The organism is Citrobacter sp. S39 (assembly GCF_009495675.1).
Lineage (GTDB): Bacteria > Pseudomonadota > Gammaproteobacteria > Enterobacterales > Enterobacteriaceae > Citrobacter > Citrobacter freundii.
The window spans coordinates 146,705-167,230 of record NZ_CP045557.1 but is presented as its reverse complement, the minus strand read 5'-3'; the positions used below and the strand labels follow the sequence as shown (position 1 = coordinate 167,230).

Here is a 20,526-nt window from a genome sequence, read left to right as displayed (position 1 = left end):
AATATTAGTTATGCCGTGCAGTTGATTGGTAATGAGGAAGATCGCAGCAGAACAGCACATGAGGTATATGCATGATCCGCCTGTTATGTTCAATAGTTATGATCGTACTGACGTTTTCTGCCAGTGCGGATATTAGCGGTAGGGTTGTGCGCGTGCTGGACGGGGATACCGTTGAAATTCTTGAAACAGGGAACAGACTGACCCGCGTTCGTCTGGCCGGCATCGATGCGCCCGAAAAGAGCCAGCCTTTTGGCCAGCGCTCCCGTCAGGCACTTTCATCGATGGTGGCGCAGCGCACCGTAACCGTCACGGGAGGAGATACGGACCGTTATGGACGGCTGTTGGGTACGGTGTGGTTTGACGCTAAGGACGTGAATGCCGAACAGATCCGTAAGGGACTGGCCTGGGCGTACCGGTATCACGGAAAACCCATCAAACCTGACTACGCTGCCCTCGAAGACGAAGCCAGACGCCAGGCAACTGGACTCTGGTCAGCCCCCGAACAGACAGAACCCTGGCGTTGGCGGAAGCAGCATCAGAGATAAAGTTATCTCAATGATGCCCCTGATTCCGCACGTTGCCGACAGCAGGGGAAACCGATTACTTATGCCAGTGTCACTGCGCATCCTTCTCCTTTCTTTTCCTGTTATACATAGCAACACTCAGATATATATTGACGGCAATAAAAAGTATTTAAGTTAAACATACTAAAACTAATGGACATATCAGAAAACAACCTATAAATTTATATATGCGTAGCAGAAACAAGTCTAATTAAATATATATCATTAAAAATCTCCTCAGGAGTTCTAAAATGAATAAAAAGAGTGACAGAATCTTTCCTAAACCAATTTTTTTGACAGTCCTGTATATAATAACGTTTTCCTTTTCTTACGCATGCTTATCTGAAATTCAACTAATTGGGTCAAATAATATTTCGCAAATTGATGCGGTGTGGCCATTAAACTGGATTACAGATCCGAACCAACGCATCTATGGTGCAGCTTTTTTAGGAGTGCTAATCTGCTGGGTTATCAATATAGTTTTCAACAAAGTAATTTTTACAAAGTATAACAATTCGAATAAAAAATCCATCTGAAGCCCATAACTATTCAGCAATGGCGGACGCTTGTTCGCCTCCTGAGCTATGCCACAAGTCGTATTACCTCAAAACCCTATCCCAGACGTTCCCTCGTTCGACGCATAGCGCTGTCAGCACATTGCTAAGGCATTTGGTCGGAAATCACCAAGCAAAAGACGGACCATAACGCGAATTAAACCCAGCAAAACTCGATCCTGCAGCAGATGACAAAGTTTTTTTCGCCGCTGTCGCTGTTATAGTGCTTACTGTTCCCTTTCAACAACGTCATTCTTCTCCCGATATTTATTTAGCCAGCTGTTTGATTCATACTCGATACAGTTAATAATACCCACTGCATCGGCATCGGCATCGGCATCGGCATCGGCATCGAATATTACTGTAGTTGTCTCGTAAAAATACCTACCCATAAATATCACATTGAATATTTCCGCTCCAAACAGCTATTTCTTTGTTGTCATGTTGACGAGGTCTTTTATACACAGGATGTGGAACGCTAAAATTTATGTTCCACGGAAATTTCGGCAGTTCCAGTAGCTACTGTTATAAAGATAGAATCTTTATGCCGCCTGGCGGCATAAAGGCGCCAGCAGATGTTAGCCATGGCACTGAAAGTGAGTGGCGCCGTCGCCCGGCGTAGCCGGTTACAGTTCTGATAGGTTCCACCAATCCATCCCTTCCCCCTGTTAAGCCATAACCCGCTAACAGACAGCACAGGAAGCTATGTGCGTCGTCGGAGTGGTCACGACAAGGCTTAGCCGCAGTCGGGGCGTATCTCCGCGTTAGCGGGCCGTAAGGACCGCTTACGGGCGTGTTACCTGGGAGTTGTCGGCAGAATGAATTAAAGCGACTCAGAATCTAGTTACAACATCCATCATTAAAAGCGATGTCTTCCGGCCCTTTGGGCCGGGTGGCGGCGCTTTTCAGTGGTGAGTTTGTGTGCGGAGTTGAAGATCTGGAAAGTCAGTTATCAGATGTTGGCAGTTTATAAAGTTCTGAACCCTGCCCGCCATCTTTGGCGGGAGCTACTTCCAGGCGCAAAGCGCCTGAACCGTACCGGCGCGGACAACGTCCGCTGCAAGGGCGGGCGTTATACACATGTCCACAGGACAGGTGCTGAATAGGTTTTATTTTTAAAAGTAAGTAATAACTGAAGTTTAAAAGAAAGGAGATCGGGGGTTTAAAAGGATCATCGTGGTTTGTAAAAAAACCATTTAGTGGTTTGAACGATATCCTACCAGTGGATTGAAGCAATACCCTCTTGTAGTTTGTGTGGATAAGTAGAAGAAGAACGAAAAGCGGCGAAACATTGCGCGATCGGTCACAGAAATGCGTGACCAACAACGGGCGGATTTTGTTTAAGTTTATTAACCTCGAGGTCTACAGAACGAGTTTGTCATTCAGAGACCTGAAACATGGACTGGAACAGGTGAAAACGGCAATACAAGCGGTAAAGCAGGCAGGAGTAAACCGGCGCCAGGGCACCAGGTCATATCGATTGTGTATTAGCAGGCGTTAAGTTGTGACGAGCAAGGCATCACCGAGTCGAGCATAATGGCCACGCGAGAGCTTCATTCGCTCCGTGACACGACGTTCTATCTCCGCGCGCACCGAATCAAGACTACCGAAGAAGCGGCCCTTCCTGATTTCTTTCTGGATCTGCAGACGAACCAGTTGCTCAATCTCTTTACGCGTTCGGGGAGCATCTTTACGCGCCCTGTGCCGTTTCATGCCGTGTTCATAACGTGACTTATGATACTGTCGGAAGCGTTCACGCACGTATGACCAGGCTGCACTGATAAGTTCATCAGCACCGGCGCGAGGTAGCCCTTTCTTCTCACGCTGCTTGTTCTCCCACTCGATACGGCTGCGACGGGCTGCAGCAACTGCTTCCTCAGACACCCCCAGAACCTGCCACATCAGCGGCGTGAAAGTTATGTCTGTGGGGATATTGCAGCCGATTTCTTTGTCGTATTCGGTGTTATAGGTAATGAGATTGAGCTGAGCGAGAAACTTCAGTGCCCCCGTCAGGCGGGTGATCGACAGACGTTTTTTTTCCGTGGCCAGCCCGCAGCGAATGCTCATGGTAGTAAGCGATGAACCAACGCGATTAGCCAGGGGATTAAAATAATGGCACATTGCCTGAACAGCTGCTTCCAGAGCCCGTATGCGTAACACTGGCGGGCGCTTTTTGCGCTCACCACGGGCGATCAGCATAGCAACCAGAGCCTGAAACTCTGCACGCTGAGTGAAGCCAACAGCTTTCTCGCGAATTTTTTCGCAGAATGGTAGGGTTTTCTTTCCCTTTTCAGGAATGAACTCTGGATTCGGATTTTTTACCTGACGGTAAAGTGTAGTGGCTTCAGAAATCTGCTTACTCACTACTTCCTGCGCTTATGTTGCACAGAAGGAGTAAGCACGGAATCTCTTGTCTTTTTTCGCGCACGGGTTATACTCCCATACAGAAGCAACAACTTCTGCATGATTTGTTAAGGACCCCGTTAATCTCGCGATGCCGCCAAGTATCTAAGATTATCGGGGTTTTTGCTTTTCTGGGCTTAGCTAACTAACCTGCCAGAACCTGTCACCTTCTTAGGCGTGACAACCTAATAAATTCATTTATAACAATAAGTTCACCGACTTTATCACCACAACAATGCAGGATCAATTTTTAGGATCTCTCCAGCTCCTAGATTAAGCTTCACTTCTTGAACGATGCGCTTCTGCGTCTCGTTTTAAGCTCTCGAAAAGCTCTAGTGGTACAAGATAAAACGCCGGCGCGCTACGATTCAGAATAGCAATAGCATCACCCTCTGCTGACTCGACAGTCCCTAACGGATCCCTTTTGAACTCCGTGATACCAGCGACTTTCGTGCAATGTATCGGATGTGCCATAACTCCTCCTGGTTTACAGATAGCACCTACGAATTATTGTATCGTAGCATACAATCAGACACTTAAAAGCATCATTAACTAATATTATGATCGCTGATCAAACTCAGTTAAGTGTAGTTTTACATGATATAGTACATCCGCACACAGAATATACCTCTAAAATTCAAATAGATACGGCCATTAGCGGATGATGTCTAAAATCATTTCTTCAAAAAAAAATTCCAACTTGCTCCTCAGGTTTTAAACCTGATTTCCAACAGCAGAGAACCTATGACGATCAAGAATGGTAGTCTGCAGTATGTAGCAGTTAACCAAGCCTTTCTTAGGTTATTAAAACTCCCTAATGATTATCCTATTGTAGGTAAAACATTAGACCAACTTCCTACATCCTTAGCTTACCTTTCACAGCGAATACACAATCAGGAAGAACTCGTTATGGAGCATGAAGACCAATTCTCTTCTATCGTTACGCATCCAATAGGTGAGAGCAACTCTATACATGCTTTGTGCTTCGAGTCCCGGCCCTATTATGACGATGAAGGAATCTGTTCAGGTACTATGCTTCAGGTAAGACCTGTTGATATTTTTGGACCAGATAGCTTGCTATCGGGAGACGTCCCCAAATCGTTGGTTTATAGGGTACCGTCCGAGATATTTACTAATGCTGAATGGGAGATCATTTTTTTAATATCTCTTAAATACAGCAGGAAAATTATGTCTCGGATATTAGGGACTTCTTTAAAAGCGGTAGAGCATAGAATCAGCAGATGCCTGCAGAAAACCGGGACCGCATCAGGGAGCGAGCTATTAGAAGTTTGCAAGAAGAATAACTGGGATGCCTACATACCCCCTCGATTTTTAAAGCCGAGATTTAGATTATTCAGAGCTGATCCTGATGCGTATCTAGTTGACTCATCACTAAGCAAACAGTAGTCTTCAAAAGTCATAGTAAATCCTGTGACCGGGCGTGAGAACCCGTATCTACACGTGCACATTGACACGCATCGCGTGTTTTTTTGTGTACTGAACCAGCACATCTGTGTAATGGCGGTTCAGGTAGGGCAACCGTAAGGTTGGCCGGTACCGTGTAGGCCGGTTTCTCACCCCTGCCTGGGCTGCCACCAGAGCGTGAGAACTCCGTGGCAGCCGATATCATATCTACACGGGAGCTTCATCTACAATGCGCAAGAACTTATCAAAGAATCCTCAATCCCCCCTAGCAAATATACTTGGCTTTCAATGGCTTGTAGCTGGTGTATTCTCTAAACAGAATGTCCTAACCCATACCACATATCACAACACGTTCAATGGGGTTTCTCCCCATTAAGGGAGATGCATTTTACGCGTAAATTTATTACGTACTGATTTGCCAGGGGACTTCACAATGATTAATGAGAACACTATTAACGCCCTGCATAGCGTTTTTCCGGAACTTTCCAGAAAGCAGTTAGAAATTGTGACTCTGTATGCCCACGGAAATACATATGAATCCATTGCTGACATTTGCAATATCTCTGTTGAGACGGTCCGATCACATCTTAAGCGAAGCACTAAAGCTCTGAACTTAAAAAGCAATGATGCAATGCGTGCTGTAATATTGTCACGCTCATACTTTTTTATGATTTCATTAATGATCACAAATTAATCAAAAAATGCACCCCTCAAGGGTGCATTTTTAAGACTTGGACTATTTACACTTTACTTTGATTTACCGAGATAGAATCATAAGCGCAGACCATTAAGTATTGCCGCCAATTTTACTTGAGGGTCTACCCTACAAGAGCACCCTGAACTATGAGACCCCCAATAACAGCTGACAAACTTAAGTGCTTGTTAGTAAGACTGTTAAGTCATCATGGTTGAGTATGTTCGACCCCGTTGAACATTGAATTATCCCGTCATGGATCAATTCTGCGCGAAGCGTTCAAAAATGAATATTGAGACTGTATGTAACCAACAATGGTATCTTGCTCTCTATATTACGGGGGGCAAAAATCGCGAGAAATTATTCGACTGGCTACACGACAGGAGAATTACCCCCTGGACGCCATTATCCTTAACGAAAATACGGCGTGCTGATGCACCGCATGTTTTCAGAAAAAGGGTATCTGCAGTTTTTCCTGGATATTTTTTCCTAAAAGCCAATTTTGATGTTCAAAAGATAGATACTATTAGGGCGCACTCAGCGTTCTGCGATTTTGTGAAGTTCGGTAGCCAAATCACCCCGGTGAACACAAGGGTGGTTGAAGCATTAATGAAAAAATACCCCGATCCTACCCATCACCCTGCTGCAAGGGATGAACTGGAAGTTGCATCAAATATCTGGCTTACAAAAAGTCAGTACAAACGACTGACACAGCTAGAACAAATGGAGCACCCCATATCCAGGACAGCGATGTTGTTCGATATGATCACCCATGCTGATGCATGGGGGTTTTGAAATGTACTTTACCGTAGCCTCTTAAACTGGCCTTAACCAGTTATCACTCCATCCCTTTTAATTCCCCCGTCTACGGGGGCTTTTTTTGCACCGTTTTCCGGCAATGACGTCTGGGCTGGTCCTGCCCGATGAACACCCTCTGTTCCTTTAACCAGCCTGCACTCAGGCTTCCTTCACTCTGGCGGAATGAAGGTACAGACGTCATTGCCAGAAACCGGAACCTAAGAGAGACAAACCATGCAATCCACCCAGGAACAGGTCAGCCATCTCTTGTGGTGCATTCTCGTTGCCTTACGTACGGCAGTCGAAAACCATCACATAACCTCAGAGCGTGGCAAACGTAGATTCATCACTGAATGGTTAAGCGGAGCAAGAAGAATACCGACATTCAAAGGAATGGGAAGCGAGTTTATGACTATCCGGCAGTTACTCGAAACCGAAAAAAACCGCTCCATTGATGCCGTTCTGACTACGCTCTGGACCAACTCTGTATCAACCGGAAACTGCGATCTTTTTCGGTTCCGGGCAGTACTTAATTCACTTCTAGGACTTGGCTGGAAACACTGCCTCTGCCCCTGGCCTGAACAAGTTGTCACCGAAATAATGGAGCGCCAGCGCACTCGGAAGAATCACATCCTGCAACTCACTCGTATGGAAGAAGCATTTACCGCAACAGGCTCAATGATTTCACCTATTACATTTCAACTCCTGCTGAAACAAAACGAGGACGAAGAAGTTGAAAAGTCTTTCTATCTCGATCGTTTCTCTGTTGTTCGAGGCCGGGACACCTCGTTGTCTAAAGCTACTTTACGCACTCTCTATATCGGACATAGTACCCTGCCGGAATCCGCCTGGGGCGCATGGGGAGATCGCGAAAATGTCGGCAGCGGTAATCTCTGGCGGCCAGACCTTCACTGACCGATAACAAAAGGAACAAACCATGAAGTTTCGACCATTCACCCGGGACGTCAGCGTGCATAAAATTGCCCTGCCCCTGTTAATACCGTCACTGTTAAGCAGCTGCACGGGATTTCAAAACCGTAACGTCGCACCAGACACCCCTGCACTCGTGTTTGTAGACGGTCAGATCAGCGACAGCGCTGATATAATCAAACAAACACAACGGCGGATAGCGCCCCCGGTCGCTACACCTGTTCCCGTACGACAGCCGGCAACTGCAGCGCAGGTATCGAAGACCTCGCCTTTGCCTCAACCAACAATGCTGTCTTCCTCCACAAGTAAATCCAGCGCACCTGGTTCAGTCACGAATCCATCACTGCCAGCACTTACATTTATTGGCACACCAGGTCCCGTTGCAGTTCTGTCATTATCCCCGGCGCGCAACCTCACACTCGAACAGTGGGTCAAACGTATCATTCCCACAGGTTGGGCACTGAACTACGAGAATGCACTGCGCCCTGTCCTGAATACCCGTATCGTCTCGGTATACACCAATGACCAGTGGACCAGAGTGCTCAACCGTTTGCTGGAAGAGCAATCAATCCAGGCGCAGGTGGACTGGAATCGTCATGCCATCACACTGCAGCGAAGGGGTCAATCCGCTCAGTTGACAACCTCTGCGTCGTTCACTGAAAACCGAACAACTCCTGCCCAAGCAGCTGGCATACCGAGAAATCCATTCAGCGGCCCGGATTCAGCCCAACCAGTAGCGCAGACAACTGTTAAATCTCCGGCCCCTGTAACGACAAAACCGGCACCGGTAGCGGTGAAACCACAGCCAGTCACAGGACAACCTATCGCACCTGTGATTCAGGGCAAAACCTGGACGGCACCGGCTGGTACAACTCTGCGAGAAATGCTGATGAAATGGGCACAGGACACACGCTGTGAATCTGGCGCTTCACCACACTGGACGGTTATATGGCCTGTCGCCGTGACGGATTATCGGCTTGATGCTCCGCTGACATTCCGCGGTTCATTTGAAACCATGCTCGGCCAAATGTTCGACCTTTACCGTACCGCACAGAAACCGCTTTATGCAGAAGCTTCCCGCATGCAGTGCGTGGTATCAGTCACAGATACTCCGGCAGGTCGATGATGGGCTGGGTCATACTGGCCATCGGCATGATATTTTTCCTTATCGCCGGTGATATAGATTCCCAACGCAATCAGAACAGTCGGACAGCTATACAAACACAGAGCGGCCAGTTTTATGCTTCCCAGTTCCTGACCATCGCTAATCGTGTTAATGACTGGCGTTACAAGACAGGTCAGAAGGACGGCTCCATCCCAACCGATCAACTGGGTCTTCCCTTCACCCCCGACAGCCGAATCCAGTACCGGTTACTTCAGAGCAGATTGTGGATCTGGATGCCGGAACAACCTGGGCTCGTTGATGCGTTACGGGCACAGAGTCGCGGTTCGGCACTTATCGGCACCATGAGAAGTGGTCAGCTAATCTGGCTTTCCGGTCTTGCCACCGGACTCACGGCACCACAGGGCGTTTCTGAAGGCGCCGTGGTTTACCTCAACTAATCCGGATTTTCCCCATGAAGAAAACCCTTTTGCGGCGCCTGCTGATGGCGTCCTGCTTTGCCATGCTCGCAGGCTGTACCTTCTCTGAAATCAATAAAATGCAGACGAAGGCTCAATCTGATGCCACGGTAGCCCGCGCGCAGGCGCAGCTGCCACGAACCCAACACCAACAACCACTGACCTGGACGGACCGGCAGTGGATTAACCCCAGCCCCATTCCTGTCGCCGTACGGGAAAGAAACCGCCAGGCTCCGTCCTGCAACATAACCCAGGCAAAAAAGAACATTACGCTGCAGGAACTGGCACAACGCATCACAGCTTTGTGCGGCACACCGGTGATCTTTACTCCTGATGCCATTGATATCAGCCAAAGTAGTGTCAGCACCGGCGTCACACGCCAGATGAGTGGCTCACTCCCGCCCCCCGATGACAATGGGAGGACACCACTGGCAAGCCTGGGTGGCGTAACCTCTCCGGCAACAAGCGGAACCAGCCAGCCACTGAATCTTACCGGATTGATGTGGCAGGGCGATCTGGGCGGGCTTCTGGATCTGATGGCCAGCCGTAGCGGTCTCTACTGGCGAATGGATAATGGCACCATCGTGTTTTACCTGATGGAAACCCGGACCTATTCGTTGGCCATGCTGAATACCAAAACGTCCAGCACGTCGAGCGTCAGTTCAGGAACGACCAGCAGTATGGGGGCCACCAGTGGCACTGATAACTCCGCATCCGGGGAATCCACCACCTCCCAGAGCACAACTACCGGTCAGGAATACGATCTGTATGCTGATCTGCGCAAAGCTGTTGAGTCCATGCTGACGCCAAATAAAGGCCGCTACTGGCTGTCCTCGTCCAGCTCATCACTGATTGTGACGGATACACCTTCAGTACAGGCTGCCGTGGCCCGTTACGTGAACGAGCAGAATCTCATCATGAACCGGCAGGTAGCGCTGAATGTTGAAGTACTGAGCGTCGGTAATTCACGAAATGAAGATTTCCGGATTGACTGGAACCTGGTCTACAAGTCACTTCATTCAGCTGGCGCAACGCTTAATAACGCTACCGGGGATCTCTCTGGCGGTATATCTGCCGGCGCGTCCATTCTTGATACCGCTACCGGTAATGCCGCGAAGTTTGCTGGCTCCAGCCTGCTGCTAAAAGCATTGTCTGAACAGGGTGATGTCAGCGTCGTCACCTCTCAGTCCAGCACCGTGACAAACCTGACGCCCGTGCCTATCCAGATGGCAGATCAGACGGTTTATGTGGCACAGTCGGCTACAACAACAACCACTGATGTTGGCGCCACCACAACTCTGACACCGGGGATGATCACTACAGGGTTCAACATGACCCTGCTGCCGTTAATTCAGGAAACAGGTAATGTTCAGCTGCAGGTGAACTTCAATCTGTCTGATCCACCTACTATTCGTAACTTCACGTCAAAAGACGGCAACTCCTATATAGAGATGCCATATACCAAACTGCGCTCCCTGAGCCAGAAGGCAAACCTCCGGGCCGGGCAGTCGCTGATCCTCACCGGCTTTGATCAGAACAATACCTCCGTCAATAAGTCCGGTACCTTCACGCCAGGGAACCCGCTCCTGGGCGGAGGTCAGTCAGGTAAAAACGAGCGAACCACTTTGGTCATAGTGATCACGCCAACGTTCCCGCAGAACTCTGGAGGCTGAAATGAATGATGAGGCTTACCTGTTTACAATTCGGGATGGAAAATCCCGCAGCCGTTACTGGCTGGCGGGAATGGACTGGGCACCAAAGGAAAGGCAGAAATTCCGGCTACAGTCATTTCACCTGAGAAAAGCACAGCCAGCCAGTACTGCAGGCATCGGTGTTAATACTTCCAGTGAACGAATAAATGGACGGGACAGGCAGCAACAGGTAGTTGGGGGCGGCCGATTGCCAGCCCGTCATCGCCGGCATCAGCTTTACTCACTGGCGCTCGCTTTTTGTGCCAGCACACGAAACGGATATGGTATTTACCGACTGAATAGTACTGATTTCGTGTTTCTGGCCAGCATCAATGGATTGCCTGCCGTCACCGCCGATAAAACGGGGGGCACAGACAAAATGCAAACGCTGCTGACACTGTTCCTGAGCATGAATGAACCGCCGTCAGAAGGATGGGAATGTCTGGCCACAGTGGACACCCCGCTTGAAGCAAACAGTCTCTTTACCGGACTATCTGCGCGTAGACGACAGCAATGCCGTGTACATGTTGATGGACTGCAAAGACAACGCTGGTTTTTGGCCTGCACGATATTGCTAATAGGTACAGGTGCCATTACCTGGTGGCAGGCTGCCACGCCACCAGAGGAGCCGACACTCACCGCCGAGGAAATCCAGGCCAGGGCGCGTGCGATGTTTGCCACCCAGGTAAAACCTCAATCCCTGCCTCACCCCTGGGCACATGAAGTTACGGCTACGGATCTTCTCAATGATTGTCAGAGACAGACCGATCCGGCGAAGTATGTTCTGGAAAGCTGGAAGCTGACATCCGGAACCTGTTCACCTGATGGGATAACACTTCTGTACCAGATTATGCCGGGCGGTACAGTAGAGGGATTCCTGGCCCGCGCCCGGGAAGTTTTCGGTGTCACACCTGTATTCAATCTGAAAGAGGGGGGGCGGGAAGCCAGGGTTACACTGGCCCCCCCTGACAGCCCACTCAAAGATGAAGCCGTGCCGAACAGCTCAGCGCAGTTCATCCGTATCCTCTCCTGGTTCCAGCGACAACAGGTCATGCTCAACATCACTGATGTAGCAGCACCTCCAGCCCTGCCTGGGGCAAACGGAGAGCCGCCTCCCGTGCAGGACTGGCAGGAATACGTGTTTAGTTTCTCCGCCCCTCTCCCCTCCATCATGTTATTCGACGGTCTGGATGAAACCGGTATCCGACTAACCCGAATCTCTTTCGAGCTGAATGGCAGTGCGTTCAGCTATACCACTGAAGGTAAAATTTATGCGTCAGCACAGTAACTTTCTGCGACAAGCGACATTCTGGCTCCTGCTGCCAGTATTGAGTCCATTACCCGTTCAGGCCTCTCAGTCAACTAACCAGCAGGTATCACAACCAGCCGAAGTGACAAAAGGACAGCTTGAGCAACTGCATATCCGAAACATCATCCTCCAGGCAGAAGTTCAGGGGGCGCAACTTCAGCGCCAGCTGGAGGAAAACCAAGCCGGTGCCGGTACCATCGCCCCCTCCCTTCCCGGAGCTATCGCCGGCGATACTTCACTGCCCGGCCAACCTGCACGCACAGTTCCCTCAAATAATCGCCCTGTCGTGCTGGAAATCAACGGTCGCGACCAAAAACTCCGCGCCACACTACAACTACCATCAGGACAGTCATTGGTTGTATCGCCGGGGAGCCGTATTCCTGGTCTGGAGAGCACAGTCAGGAGTATTACGCTTGCCGGTGTCACACTCAGCGATGGCACACTGCTTGCCTTCGGAGACTAACCATGAACGGTATTACTGCAGAATCTCTCCTGCTGTTTGATGACGGAGAAAAGAAAGAAATCCTTATCGACACCAACCAGCGAGGCGACCCTGGTGTACAAGCCGCGCTGATGGATTTAATGAACAAGCATCCAGGGATCAAACATCGTTTTGTCACTCTCTCGGACTTACGTGAAGCGAAAAAAAAACAGGCTGCTCAACCTCAGGCCAGCGATAAGGCTGGTTTGACGCTGGCAGATCTGGGTGGCGACAGCAGCCACAGCGAGCAACGGATCCTGAACTATTTCTCAGTGGCCAGAAAGCTCGGATCCTCAGATATTCACTTCCTGATTTCAGACTCGCTCTTCCAGGTCAAAATGCGGGTTCACGGCTATTTACATGTGGTGGATGAACGTCAGAGAGAGGAAGGAATGTCCCTCTGTGCCACCTGTATTCTCTCTATGTCGGATGTGTCAGAAACCAGTTTCTACCCACACCGTGAGCAGGATGCACGACTCTCTCCAGCCATGATGCGGAAAATAGGCCTGTTTGGTGCCCGCTACAGCCACCGTCCAACTGGCGATGGTCTGATTGCGGTAATGCGCCTTATCCCGGATGACGGCAATAACGTACCTGACTTTCTACAACTGGGGTATTTGCCCGAACAAATCAAGCTACTGATACGCATGATTGACCGCCCTGAAGGGAAAATCATTCTCTCGGGACCTACCGGTTCAGGTAAGTCCACTACGCTGCGTACCGCCTGTCGGGTATACCTCGATACCAACCCCGGGCAACACCTTCTGACCATTGAAGATCCGCTTGAGGGACAGGTCGTGGGTGCCGTTCAGACCCCGATCATCTGCGACAAATCTGATGAAGAAGCAGTACATATCGCCTGGGGAAAAGCCATCTCGTCAGCTTTGCGACTGGACCCTGACTCAATCATGATGCAGGAAATGCGCGACCTTATCTCGATGCTGGCCACCATTTATGCCGCCCAGACCGGACACCTGGTGATGACTACACTGCACACAAACTCTGCACTCGGTATCCCGGAACGCATGGTTACGCTCGGCATTAACGAAAATCTGCTGTGTGATGCCCAGTTATTGATTGGACTTATCAGCCAGCGCCTGGTACCCACGCTATGTCCTGAATGTCGTATATCCTGGCAGGATAAGGTCGCCAGCCTGACTGTCGAGGAAAAGGACTGGCTGGAGAAATACTGCAACATTGAAGGTATCTGTTCGACCGATAAGCTCTATTTCCACAACCCAGAGGGATGTGAAGCATGTACACAAGTGGTGGAGATAAACGGTCAGGTTCGCGGTAAAGTCGGTCAGGGGATCAGGGGGCGTACCGTCATTGCCGAGGTTATCGAGACCAATAACCGTCTTTTTAAGCTGCTGAAAACAGACGGAAAAGTCGCGGCGCGCCAATACTGGATAAATCACATGCAGGGGATCAGCCGTGTCCGGCACGTCCTGCATAAAATCAACGAAGGACTGGTCGACCCGCTGATGGCCAACCGTATCATTCCGCTCGATGAAGATGAACGTCTGGAGGTGGATGATGCGTGAAATGCACGTCCTGAAACGACTCCGATATACCCTGGTTCGCAAGACGTTCAGCGGTCGATACCGTGTTCAGTTCTATGATGCCCTGCGATTTCTGATTGAAAACCAGCAACAACTTAAGCCTTCACTGGAGAAAATGCGCAATGCATGGACAAACTTCGGCCAGAACTGGCATCCCTACGTTGAGCTGACGGATGACTGTGTTGATGCCTTAAGGGAAAACAGCGGGGAAAAAACGCTGGAGCGTACGCTCTCCCGATGGCTACCGGCCGCAGAAGCGTCCGTCATAAGCGCAGGCATACGCAGCGAGTCACTACCACGCGCGCTAAGATACGCCTGTGCTCTGACCAGCGCCGGTAAGCGTATTCGTGCTGCAGTATGGCAGATGGCCATCTATCCGATCGGCTTTGCCATCATGATGGCCAGCACCATTTATGTGCTGAATACTGAGTTACTTCCCACGTTGACAGAAATCAGCCCGCCAGAGAACTGGACCGGTGCACTCGGTTTTCTTTATGGTATCTCGCTGTATTTCAGTGAATATGGCGTAATAACTGCCATCGCTACTATCGCATCAACTATCTGGACTATCTGGTCACTCCCCCGCTGGCACCGCCCCGACAAACTTCGCCGTGCATTCGACGGTCTGATGCCATGGTCGGTTTATAAGGATATTCAGGGTGCAACTTTCCTGTTGAACATCGGTGCACTACTGCAGTCCGGCGTCAAAACTAAAGACGCGCTGGAGATTCTGCAGGAAACGGCATCCCCCTGGCTTGCTGTGCGTATCGAAGCAATTACCGAACACGTTCGTGAAGGTAAACATTTCGGACTGGCCCTGAAAGATTGCGGTTATGACTTTCCGTCGCAGGAAGCTGCCAACTTTCTCTCCCTTCTACAGGGGGACGGCGATGATGAAATCATAATTAACTACGGCCAGCGCTGGCTTGAACAAACTCTGGAGCGAGTAGCAAAACGTGCAGTCGTTATCCGCGGTCTCATGTTCCTGGCAATGATCCTGATGCTTTTGCTTCTGGTCCTTGTCGTTATGGATATCAATGCCCTTAACAGCTCGTCGGGCGCTTTTTAAACGAGGAAAAATCATGCAATTTAATTCTGAATCAACTTCTCAGACATACAAACCGGTTAAGACAGTGTTGCACCATCGAGGCTGGGGGTTTCTGGAACAGGGGAGTATTGCCCTGATCGTCCTGGTCGTCATCGGCCTTGTGCTGGCGGGATACTTCGCCCTCAAAAATAACGTCAACGTGGGTAAGGAATCATCGAATATTCAATCTCTCATCACCAGTACACAAAACCTGCTGAAAGGGGGAGATGGTTACACATTCACTTCCGGAGCCAAAATGATGGGCGCGCTTATCCAGATGAAAGTCCAGCCTAAAAGTATGACTGTACGGGGTACAGCCTCTTCCGGGACTGCCACACTTTACAATGGATGGGGTGGTGCAGTGACACTGTCACCTGTAACTGTATCTGGATTCTCAAACGGATTCTCATTGACCTACGAAATGGTTCCTCAGGATGCCTGCGTCTCGCTTGCCACACAGCTCAGCCGGGCCAAAATTGCTGATGCCATTACCGTCAACTCCACGGCACACAGTGATGGAATCGTGACAACCGAAGAAGCCAGCGCACAATGCACAGCTGACAATGGGAGTACCGGTACTAACAAGCTGATCTTCACGCTCAACAGCTAAGGAGACGATATGCGGAGGGAACGCATTCTCTCCTGCAACCTGGCAATGACTCTGCTCATTTTATCCTTTTCCCCAGGTCCATTGATGGCCAGTTCGAACTCCCCTCCTGATACGTATGATGCCTGCTTTAATAGTGCCGGTGCCCGATACCAGATAGAGCCACTGCTGCTTAAGGCAATGGCCAAAGGGGAGTCCTGGCTCCGTCCATGGGTCACAAACACTAACAGGGATAAAAAGGGTAATCCGGTCAGCACGGACTATGGGTTGATGCAGATAAATTCAACCCATGTGCCAAAGCTCATCCGAATGGGCATCATCCAGAGTGCAGAAGACCTGCTGAAACGACCCTGTCTGAATATTCAGATCGGAGCGTGGATACTGGCCCGCCACTTTCAGGTATGTGGTGTGACATGGAATTGCCTCGGGTCTTACAACGCCGGATTTCGTAAAGACAGGCACGAAACTCGCGAACAGTATGCCAACCGTATCTGGGGGTTCTATCTGGAACTGAAAGGACTTCGAGTCTGCCGGCAGGAGAAAGGAAAGCGAATATGCGAACCATCATAGTCACCAGCCTGGCAACAGCATGGAGCCTGCCGCTACTGCTGGGTTTTGCGCTCATTGGCAGAGGCCTGATGTGGAGAGTACTCGACTTTCTGGAAGATACCACTGCTCATGGTAAGGAGAGGAACTCGCTTTTAACTGGTGGGATTTGGCTTTTCGCCACGTTCAGTATGATCGCCGCCCTGTCACCGGCTCCAATTGCCGATCGGGCTGCAGCCATCATGATGATGGGCTTCCTGCTTCAGTCCGGTATCACCGACGCAGTCAGTGGATATTTGCCACGTACTTTCACAGCACGTCTGTTACTTGGAGGACTTATTTGGGGAGTAACAAAAGACGTTTCGATTGCAGGTGTATATACGCAATTGGTGGAAATCGCTGTGGTGGGTGGCCTGATGACGTTGCTGAGTGTCCTGATAAACCGGGGCGATCAGCGTCTTGGTCGGGGAGATTTATGGCTGATAACAGGTCTGACGGCCTGGATGGGGGGGAAAGATGCAGCACTGGCCACTCTGCTTGGTACTGCAGCCTTTATGCTCTGGCTGCTAACCTGGCATTTGTCCGGAAAAAAAGAGGGGCCGCTTGGCCCCTGGCTGTGTCTTAGCGGGAGTCTCTTCCAGCTATCCAATCTGTATCAACCCGTATGGATATCAATCTTATGAAAAAGCACGATCGTGGCTGGGCGAATCTTGATGTTGCTCTGGCGCTCATAGTTGTGATGGCAATGACCGTCTTTGGACTCACTAAATATAAAGACTGGCAGCAGGAGAAAAACTGGCAGGTTGAAGCATCCCATATCAGTACATACGCAGCTGCTGCACGGGGATACGTCGGTCGTAACTACGCCACTCTGTTAAGCGCAACCAGTACCACCGCGCCGACAGTGATAACTACGGCCATGCTTAAAAACACGGGTTTCCTGCCGTCCGGTTTCACCGAAACAAACAGTCAGGGCCAGCGTTTGAACACTTATCTGGTCAGGAATGGGCAAAACACGGAGTTACTACAGGGCATGGTAGTATCCAGCGGTGGCAGTGTATACCCGGACAAGGCATTGAGGCTGATATCAAGGGATATTAAAACCGGTTTCGGGGGCTACATTGATGATGGTAAAACCGCCACAGGTGCCCTGCGTACCTGGAAAATCCTGCTGAGCAGTTACGGTGCCACCTCTGGTAATGGACATATTGCAGTACTCCTCTCAACAGATGAGCTGTCTGGCGCGCAGGAGGACAATGACAGGCTGTACCGTTTTCAGGTAAATGGCCGCCCCGATCTGAATAAAATGCACACTGCTATCGACATGGGTGGTAACAACCTGAACAGTGTCGGCACTATTAATGGTCAGACTGGGACATTTAGCGGAAACGTCAGTGGGTCAAACGGTATTTTTACCAGTAATGTCAGCGGTGCAAACGGTAGTTTCACCCAAAACATTACAGCCGGAGCACAGGTAAAAGGAGCAACGGTCCGTGCCGACAGCGACATTAGTGCCGGACGCAATATTACGGCAACTAACGAGGTTTCTGGGGCCACAGTCAAGGCAACAGGCAACTTGTCAGCAGGTGGGGTTTTGCAGTTGGATCGGATCAACGTTGCAGGCATCGCTTGTTACCCGAATGGGCAGATAAGCCGCGATGCCAATGGCGGCGTACTTTCCTGTCAATCCGGCGTGTGGGCAAAACCCTCTTACAGAATCCCATGCAGGGATACACGAACAGGCCAGCCGATTAGAAATGCCAATATTAAGGCCACTGGTTCTGGGCGTGGCGACCCACTTGCTGATGATATCTATGTGTCATGTGATAGTGAGGGATTTATGTCCGTGATAATGGGTATAGGGTATTGATTTTATAGCGCATATAACTACTTTTTGGCTGTTTACATTACTGGAAACGAAACACGCTGAACGTGCCGTAATCGCAACCGTAGCTCATCATTCCATTCGATGCGATTGTGAACGTAGAGCCATTCGGAACGTCAAAAACAATGCTACCACTTTTACCCCACTGTGAGTTTCCGTCTACCGAATTTGCGACGGTGTAGCCGCCAACTGTGGCTGTCAGTGAAAACGTATTTGCACAGTTATCTGAGTTACCAAAGTTGATTTTTTGGGGGGGAGGATTGCCTCCCCAAGCATAGATTTTAAACTGCTTTCCTGTTGTGTTGCTGCTACTAAAAACACCTTTAAACGCTCCGAGAGAGGTGTAAATGCCATCAGATGGAGAGGGGGAACGCCACACACCGGATTGACAGTTAGCTGAAAGGACAGCAATACGCATCAACGTGTTCTTCATCAACACCATCACCAATGCCATACATCCGGGTTCCGGCCATGACATAATTGGCTGGGCATTGAACAGGTTTATAGTAAATCCAGCCGCCGCTGCGTCCACCAATAAAGTGATCATTTGCAACTGGAGACTGATACCAGTTGCACCCGGTATTTGATATTTTACCTGCTCCACTCCACACACCGGATTGACAGTTTGACATTCACTGTGAAGTCAGTACAGTTCACGGTTTCTTTACATTTATGAGAATTTTCTTGTGGCTAAAAAACGGACAATTAAACTGGCTGATGCACTAGATAGATATGTCGATACTGTGTCAACAGAAAAAAAAGGATGGCAACAAGAAAGTTATCGCAGAAATGTTATAAAGAAATATTTCATTTCAGATAAATTTATGCATGAAATTACTGCGATAGATATTGCTGAATATCGTGACATGCGACTGTCAATGATTAATGAACGAACAGGGTTAAATATTAGTGGTAATACAGTGAGGTTGGAATTAGCGCTATTATCCGCATTGTTTAATTTAGCTATCGCGGAATGGGGAACCTGTTCTTTTAATCCAGTGAAATTGGTAAGAAAACCAAAATGTAACCCAGGGAGAGATAGACGAATACATGCTCATGAGGAGCGAAAAATTAGAAAGTATCTGAAAGAAAGAAATAATGAGCTTTATGTAATTTTCTTATTCGCAATAGAAACAGCAATGAGACAGGGAGAGATATTGTCATTAAGCTGGGAGAACATAAATCTACAAGCAGGGGTGGCGCATTTGCCTAAAACAAAAAATGGTACTTCACGCGATGTTCCTTTAAGTTTGAAAGCTAGGCAGCTACTTACACAAATGTCTATCAAACCATCAGGTAGGGTTTTTACATATACGTCCTCTGGTTTAAAGAGTGCTTGGAGGCATTGTTTAGAATCTTTAAAAATAGAGAACTTGCATTTCCATGATTTACGACATGAAGCAATAAGCAGATTCTTTGAGTTAGGTACGTTAAATGTTATGGAAGTTGCTTCTATATCAGGCCACAAATCTCTGACAATGCTGAAAAGATACACCCATTTACGTGCGTATCAGCTAGTCAAGAAACTTGATGCAAAGAAAAAGACAATCAGCAAGATAGCATCTTACTTTGTGCCTTATCCTGCCATTCATCACGAAAGCAATGATGGACAGCATTATGTTGAATTAATTGATTTTTCAGAAATAAAAGTTGAGAGAAATAGCTTAGATGAAGCAATTTCTGACGCTAGCGTTTTACTACTAAAACAGCTAGCGCTTGCTGCTCAAAATGGAAAAAGAATACCAGTTCCAGGTGAATTTAGTGCAATAACAAAAGACATGGTAATAATAAATCCGCTACAGTAAATTATGCTGTACCGCGAATGTTAACAAGAACGAAATGTGTATGAATGGCACTAGAGGAATGTTTATAACTTTTGATACAAATGAAAAAAAAGTAGTCAAAATAATTATAAGTGCTGATAACGTCAAGGATGTTAACGGGGTTAGCCATAACGACAAGGTGGCTATTATATAAAGATCACCTGCGGCAATAGCGGTTGTATTATTTTTTTTAAATGATATTAAATTAATGATGAAGAGAGGCGATAAAGCAATAATGCAGGAGATAATGATAACAGAATGTTCGTTGCTGGTTCCCATAAATGAAAGCGCAACGGTAACGAATATTAATAAATCAGGAATCCAGTTCCGTATAATATCGATTATAGATGCAATTGATATTATAATCATAGTTAGCAAGAAAATATACTCGTTGTTTATTAGATAAGCTATATATGTAGTAGTTACCATATAAATAATTATTAGCCATAGTGGTAAAACTCTTCTAGTAACACCATTCTCAATGGATTTTGCTGTTTCTAAAACATCAACCTCAACGGCATTAATAACTTTTGCAGATGTGAAATTTAAAATGATTGCCATGAAGCAAGAAATCATGAGCCATATAA

At 48.5% G+C, this 20,526-nt stretch carries 21 protein-coding genes; 17 read left to right on the top strand and 4 right to left on the bottom strand.

Going from position 1 to position 20,526, the window contains the following annotated elements; genetic code table 11:
* The first annotated feature begins 71 nt into the window (after positions 1-71).
* Positions 72-545 carry a thermonuclease family protein gene (locus tag GFB57_RS25490; RefSeq protein ID WP_153754013.1) on the top strand — a complete coding sequence of 158 codons (474 nt, stop codon included), beginning with the start codon at positions 72-74 and terminating at the stop codon, positions 543-545.
* Positions 546-1,344: 799 nt separating this feature from the next.
* Here GFB57_RS25490 and GFB57_RS25485 read toward each other — a convergent pair.
* Together GFB57_RS25485 and repA are read right to left on the bottom strand one after the other, a co-directional pair.
* Complete coding sequence (locus GFB57_RS25485) at positions 1,345-1,509, bottom strand: hypothetical protein (protein WP_290367006.1); 165 nt, start codon at positions 1,507-1,509, stop codon at positions 1,345-1,347.
* A 1,105-nt stretch (positions 1,510-2,614) separates the two neighbouring features.
* On the bottom strand, positions 2,615-3,481 hold the full coding sequence (gene repA, locus GFB57_RS25480; protein ID WP_137378394.1) for a plasmid replication initiator RepA: 867 nt from the start codon (positions 3,479-3,481) through the stop codon (positions 2,615-2,617).
* Between the two features lie 759 nt (positions 3,482-4,240).
* On the opposite strand from repA, the gene GFB57_RS25880 reads away from it, so the two are divergent.
* From GFB57_RS25880 to pilV, 15 genes are all read left to right on the top strand, one after another.
* The gene (locus GFB57_RS25880) at positions 4,241-4,927 is read left to right on the top strand and encodes a PAS domain-containing protein (protein WP_356829360.1); all 687 of its coding nucleotides are present in this window, start codon (positions 4,241-4,243) and stop codon (positions 4,925-4,927) included.
* A 451-nt stretch (positions 4,928-5,378) separates the two neighbouring features.
* A complete protein-coding gene (locus GFB57_RS25475; protein WP_153754050.1) occupies positions 5,379-5,639 on the top strand; it encodes a sigma-70 family RNA polymerase sigma factor in 261 nt (86 codons plus the stop codon).
* Between the two features lie 285 nt (positions 5,640-5,924).
* A complete protein-coding gene (locus GFB57_RS25470) occupies positions 5,925-6,434 on the top strand; it encodes a transcription termination/antitermination NusG family protein (RefSeq protein WP_153754049.1) in 510 nt (169 codons plus the stop codon).
* Between the two features lie 237 nt (positions 6,435-6,671).
* Complete coding sequence (locus GFB57_RS25465) at positions 6,672-7,352, top strand: hypothetical protein (protein WP_153754048.1); 681 nt, start codon at positions 6,672-6,674, stop codon at positions 7,350-7,352.
* A 22-nt stretch (positions 7,353-7,374) separates the two neighbouring features.
* Complete coding sequence (locus GFB57_RS25460) at positions 7,375-8,493, top strand: toxin co-regulated pilus biosynthesis Q family protein (RefSeq protein WP_228553293.1); 1,119 nt, start codon at positions 7,375-7,377, stop codon at positions 8,491-8,493.
* Complete coding sequence (gene pilM, locus GFB57_RS25455; RefSeq protein WP_233609726.1) at positions 8,490-8,930, top strand: type IV pilus biogenesis protein PilM; 441 nt, start codon at positions 8,490-8,492, stop codon at positions 8,928-8,930. Before GFB57_RS25460 ends, pilM begins: the two co-directional genes overlap by 4 nt.
* A gap of 14 nt (positions 8,931-8,944) precedes the next feature.
* Positions 8,945-10,621, top strand: coding sequence for a PilN family type IVB pilus formation outer membrane protein (locus tag GFB57_RS25450; protein ID WP_040231333.1), 1,677 nt, complete (start codon positions 8,945-8,947; stop codon positions 10,619-10,621).
* A 1-nt stretch (position 10,622) separates the two neighbouring features.
* Positions 10,623-11,927 (top strand): type 4b pilus protein PilO2, encoded by a 1,305-nt coding sequence (pilO2, locus tag GFB57_RS25445; protein WP_153754047.1) that lies wholly within the window; start codon positions 10,623-10,625, stop codon positions 11,925-11,927.
* On the top strand, positions 11,911-12,411 hold the full coding sequence (gene pilP / locus GFB57_RS25440) for a type IV pilus biogenesis protein PilP (protein WP_153754046.1): 501 nt from the start codon (positions 11,911-11,913) through the stop codon (positions 12,409-12,411). Before pilO2 ends, pilP begins: the two co-directional genes overlap by 17 nt.
* Before the next feature lie 2 nt (positions 12,412-12,413).
* A complete protein-coding gene (locus GFB57_RS25435; protein WP_153754045.1) occupies positions 12,414-13,973 on the top strand; it encodes an ATPase, T2SS/T4P/T4SS family in 1,560 nt (519 codons plus the stop codon).
* Positions 13,966-15,060 carry a type II secretion system F family protein gene (locus GFB57_RS25430; RefSeq protein ID WP_040231337.1) on the top strand — a complete coding sequence of 365 codons (1,095 nt, stop codon included), beginning with the start codon at positions 13,966-13,968 and terminating at the stop codon, positions 15,058-15,060. The genes GFB57_RS25435 and GFB57_RS25430 overlap by 8 nt, the downstream gene beginning before the upstream one ends.
* 13 nt (positions 15,061-15,073) lie before the next feature.
* The gene (locus tag GFB57_RS25425) at positions 15,074-15,688 is read left to right on the top strand and encodes a type 4 pilus major pilin (RefSeq protein WP_052463753.1); all 615 of its coding nucleotides are present in this window, start codon (positions 15,074-15,076) and stop codon (positions 15,686-15,688) included.
* Between the two features lie 84 nt (positions 15,689-15,772).
* Entirely contained in the window at positions 15,773-16,255 is a 483-nt protein-coding gene (locus GFB57_RS25420; protein WP_123924696.1) for a lytic transglycosylase domain-containing protein, read from the top strand.
* Entirely contained in the window at positions 16,240-16,914 is a 675-nt protein-coding gene (locus tag GFB57_RS25415; protein WP_040231341.1) for a prepilin peptidase, read from the top strand. Before GFB57_RS25420 ends, GFB57_RS25415 begins: the two co-directional genes overlap by 16 nt.
* The gene (pilV, locus tag GFB57_RS25410) at positions 16,911-18,101 is read left to right on the top strand and encodes a shufflon system plasmid conjugative transfer pilus tip adhesin PilV (RefSeq protein WP_284241604.1); all 1,191 of its coding nucleotides are present in this window, start codon (positions 16,911-16,913) and stop codon (positions 18,099-18,101) included. The genes GFB57_RS25415 and pilV overlap by 4 nt, the downstream gene beginning before the upstream one ends.
* A 37-nt stretch (positions 18,102-18,138) precedes the next feature.
* Here the strand turns inward: pilV and GFB57_RS25405 are convergent, their stop codons facing one another.
* A complete protein-coding gene (locus tag GFB57_RS25405; protein ID WP_290367005.1) occupies positions 18,139-18,720 on the bottom strand; it encodes a hypothetical protein in 582 nt (193 codons plus the stop codon).
* Between the two features lie 82 nt (positions 18,721-18,802).
* Between GFB57_RS25405 and GFB57_RS25400 the strand changes: the two genes are divergently transcribed.
* A complete protein-coding gene (locus GFB57_RS25400) occupies positions 18,803-19,921 on the top strand; it encodes a site-specific integrase (RefSeq protein ID WP_109862491.1) in 1,119 nt (372 codons plus the stop codon).
* Here GFB57_RS25400 and GFB57_RS25395 read toward each other — a convergent pair.
* Positions 19,913-20,500, bottom strand: coding sequence for a hypothetical protein (locus GFB57_RS25395; protein WP_290367004.1), 588 nt, complete (start codon positions 20,498-20,500; stop codon positions 19,913-19,915). The two genes, GFB57_RS25400 and GFB57_RS25395, sit on opposite strands and share 9 nt — an antisense overlap.
* Positions 20,501-20,526 lie beyond the last annotated feature (26 nt).

What these genes read in the sequence shown, in the direction of transcription:
- GFB57_RS25460 (WP_228553293.1), top strand. Translation starts at nt 7,375, where the DNA reads ATGAAGTTTCGACCATTCACCCGGGACGTCAGCGTGCATAAAATTGCC.
- pilM (WP_233609726.1), top strand. Translation starts at nt 8,490, where the DNA reads ATGATGGGCTGGGTCATACTGGCCATCGGCATGATATTTTTCCTTATC.
- GFB57_RS25465 (WP_153754048.1), top strand. Translation starts at nt 6,672, where the DNA reads ATGCAATCCACCCAGGAACAGGTCAGCCATCTCTTGTGGTGCATTCTC.
- pilV (WP_284241604.1), top strand. Translation starts at nt 16,911, where the DNA reads ATGAAAAAGCACGATCGTGGCTGGGCGAATCTTGATGTTGCTCTGGCG.
- GFB57_RS25435 (WP_153754045.1), top strand. Translation starts at nt 12,414, where the DNA reads ATGAACGGTATTACTGCAGAATCTCTCCTGCTGTTTGATGACGGAGAA.
- GFB57_RS25395 (WP_290367004.1), bottom strand. Translation starts at nt 20,500, where the DNA reads ATGGCAATCATTTTAAATTTCACATCTGCAAAAGTTATTAATGCCGTT.
- GFB57_RS25420 (WP_123924696.1), top strand. Translation starts at nt 15,773, where the DNA reads ATGGCCAGTTCGAACTCCCCTCCTGATACGTATGATGCCTGCTTTAAT.
- GFB57_RS25475 (WP_153754050.1), top strand. Translation starts at nt 5,379, where the DNA reads ATGATTAATGAGAACACTATTAACGCCCTGCATAGCGTTTTTCCGGAA.
- GFB57_RS25415 (WP_040231341.1), top strand. Translation starts at nt 16,240, where the DNA reads ATGCGAACCATCATAGTCACCAGCCTGGCAACAGCATGGAGCCTGCCG.
- pilP (WP_153754046.1), top strand. Translation starts at nt 11,911, where the DNA reads ATGCGTCAGCACAGTAACTTTCTGCGACAAGCGACATTCTGGCTCCTG.
- GFB57_RS25470 (WP_153754049.1), top strand. Translation starts at nt 5,925, where the DNA reads ATGAATATTGAGACTGTATGTAACCAACAATGGTATCTTGCTCTCTAT.
- GFB57_RS25485 (WP_290367006.1), bottom strand. Translation starts at nt 1,509, where the DNA reads ATGGGTAGGTATTTTTACGAGACAACTACAGTAATATTCGATGCCGAT.
- pilO2 (WP_153754047.1), top strand. Translation starts at nt 10,623, where the DNA reads ATGAATGATGAGGCTTACCTGTTTACAATTCGGGATGGAAAATCCCGC.
- GFB57_RS25490 (WP_153754013.1), top strand. Translation starts at nt 72, where the DNA reads ATGATCCGCCTGTTATGTTCAATAGTTATGATCGTACTGACGTTTTCT.
- GFB57_RS25430 (WP_040231337.1), top strand. Translation starts at nt 13,966, where the DNA reads ATGCGTGAAATGCACGTCCTGAAACGACTCCGATATACCCTGGTTCGC.
- GFB57_RS25450 (WP_040231333.1), top strand. Translation starts at nt 8,945, where the DNA reads ATGAAGAAAACCCTTTTGCGGCGCCTGCTGATGGCGTCCTGCTTTGCC.
- GFB57_RS25425 (WP_052463753.1), top strand. Translation starts at nt 15,074, where the DNA reads ATGCAATTTAATTCTGAATCAACTTCTCAGACATACAAACCGGTTAAG.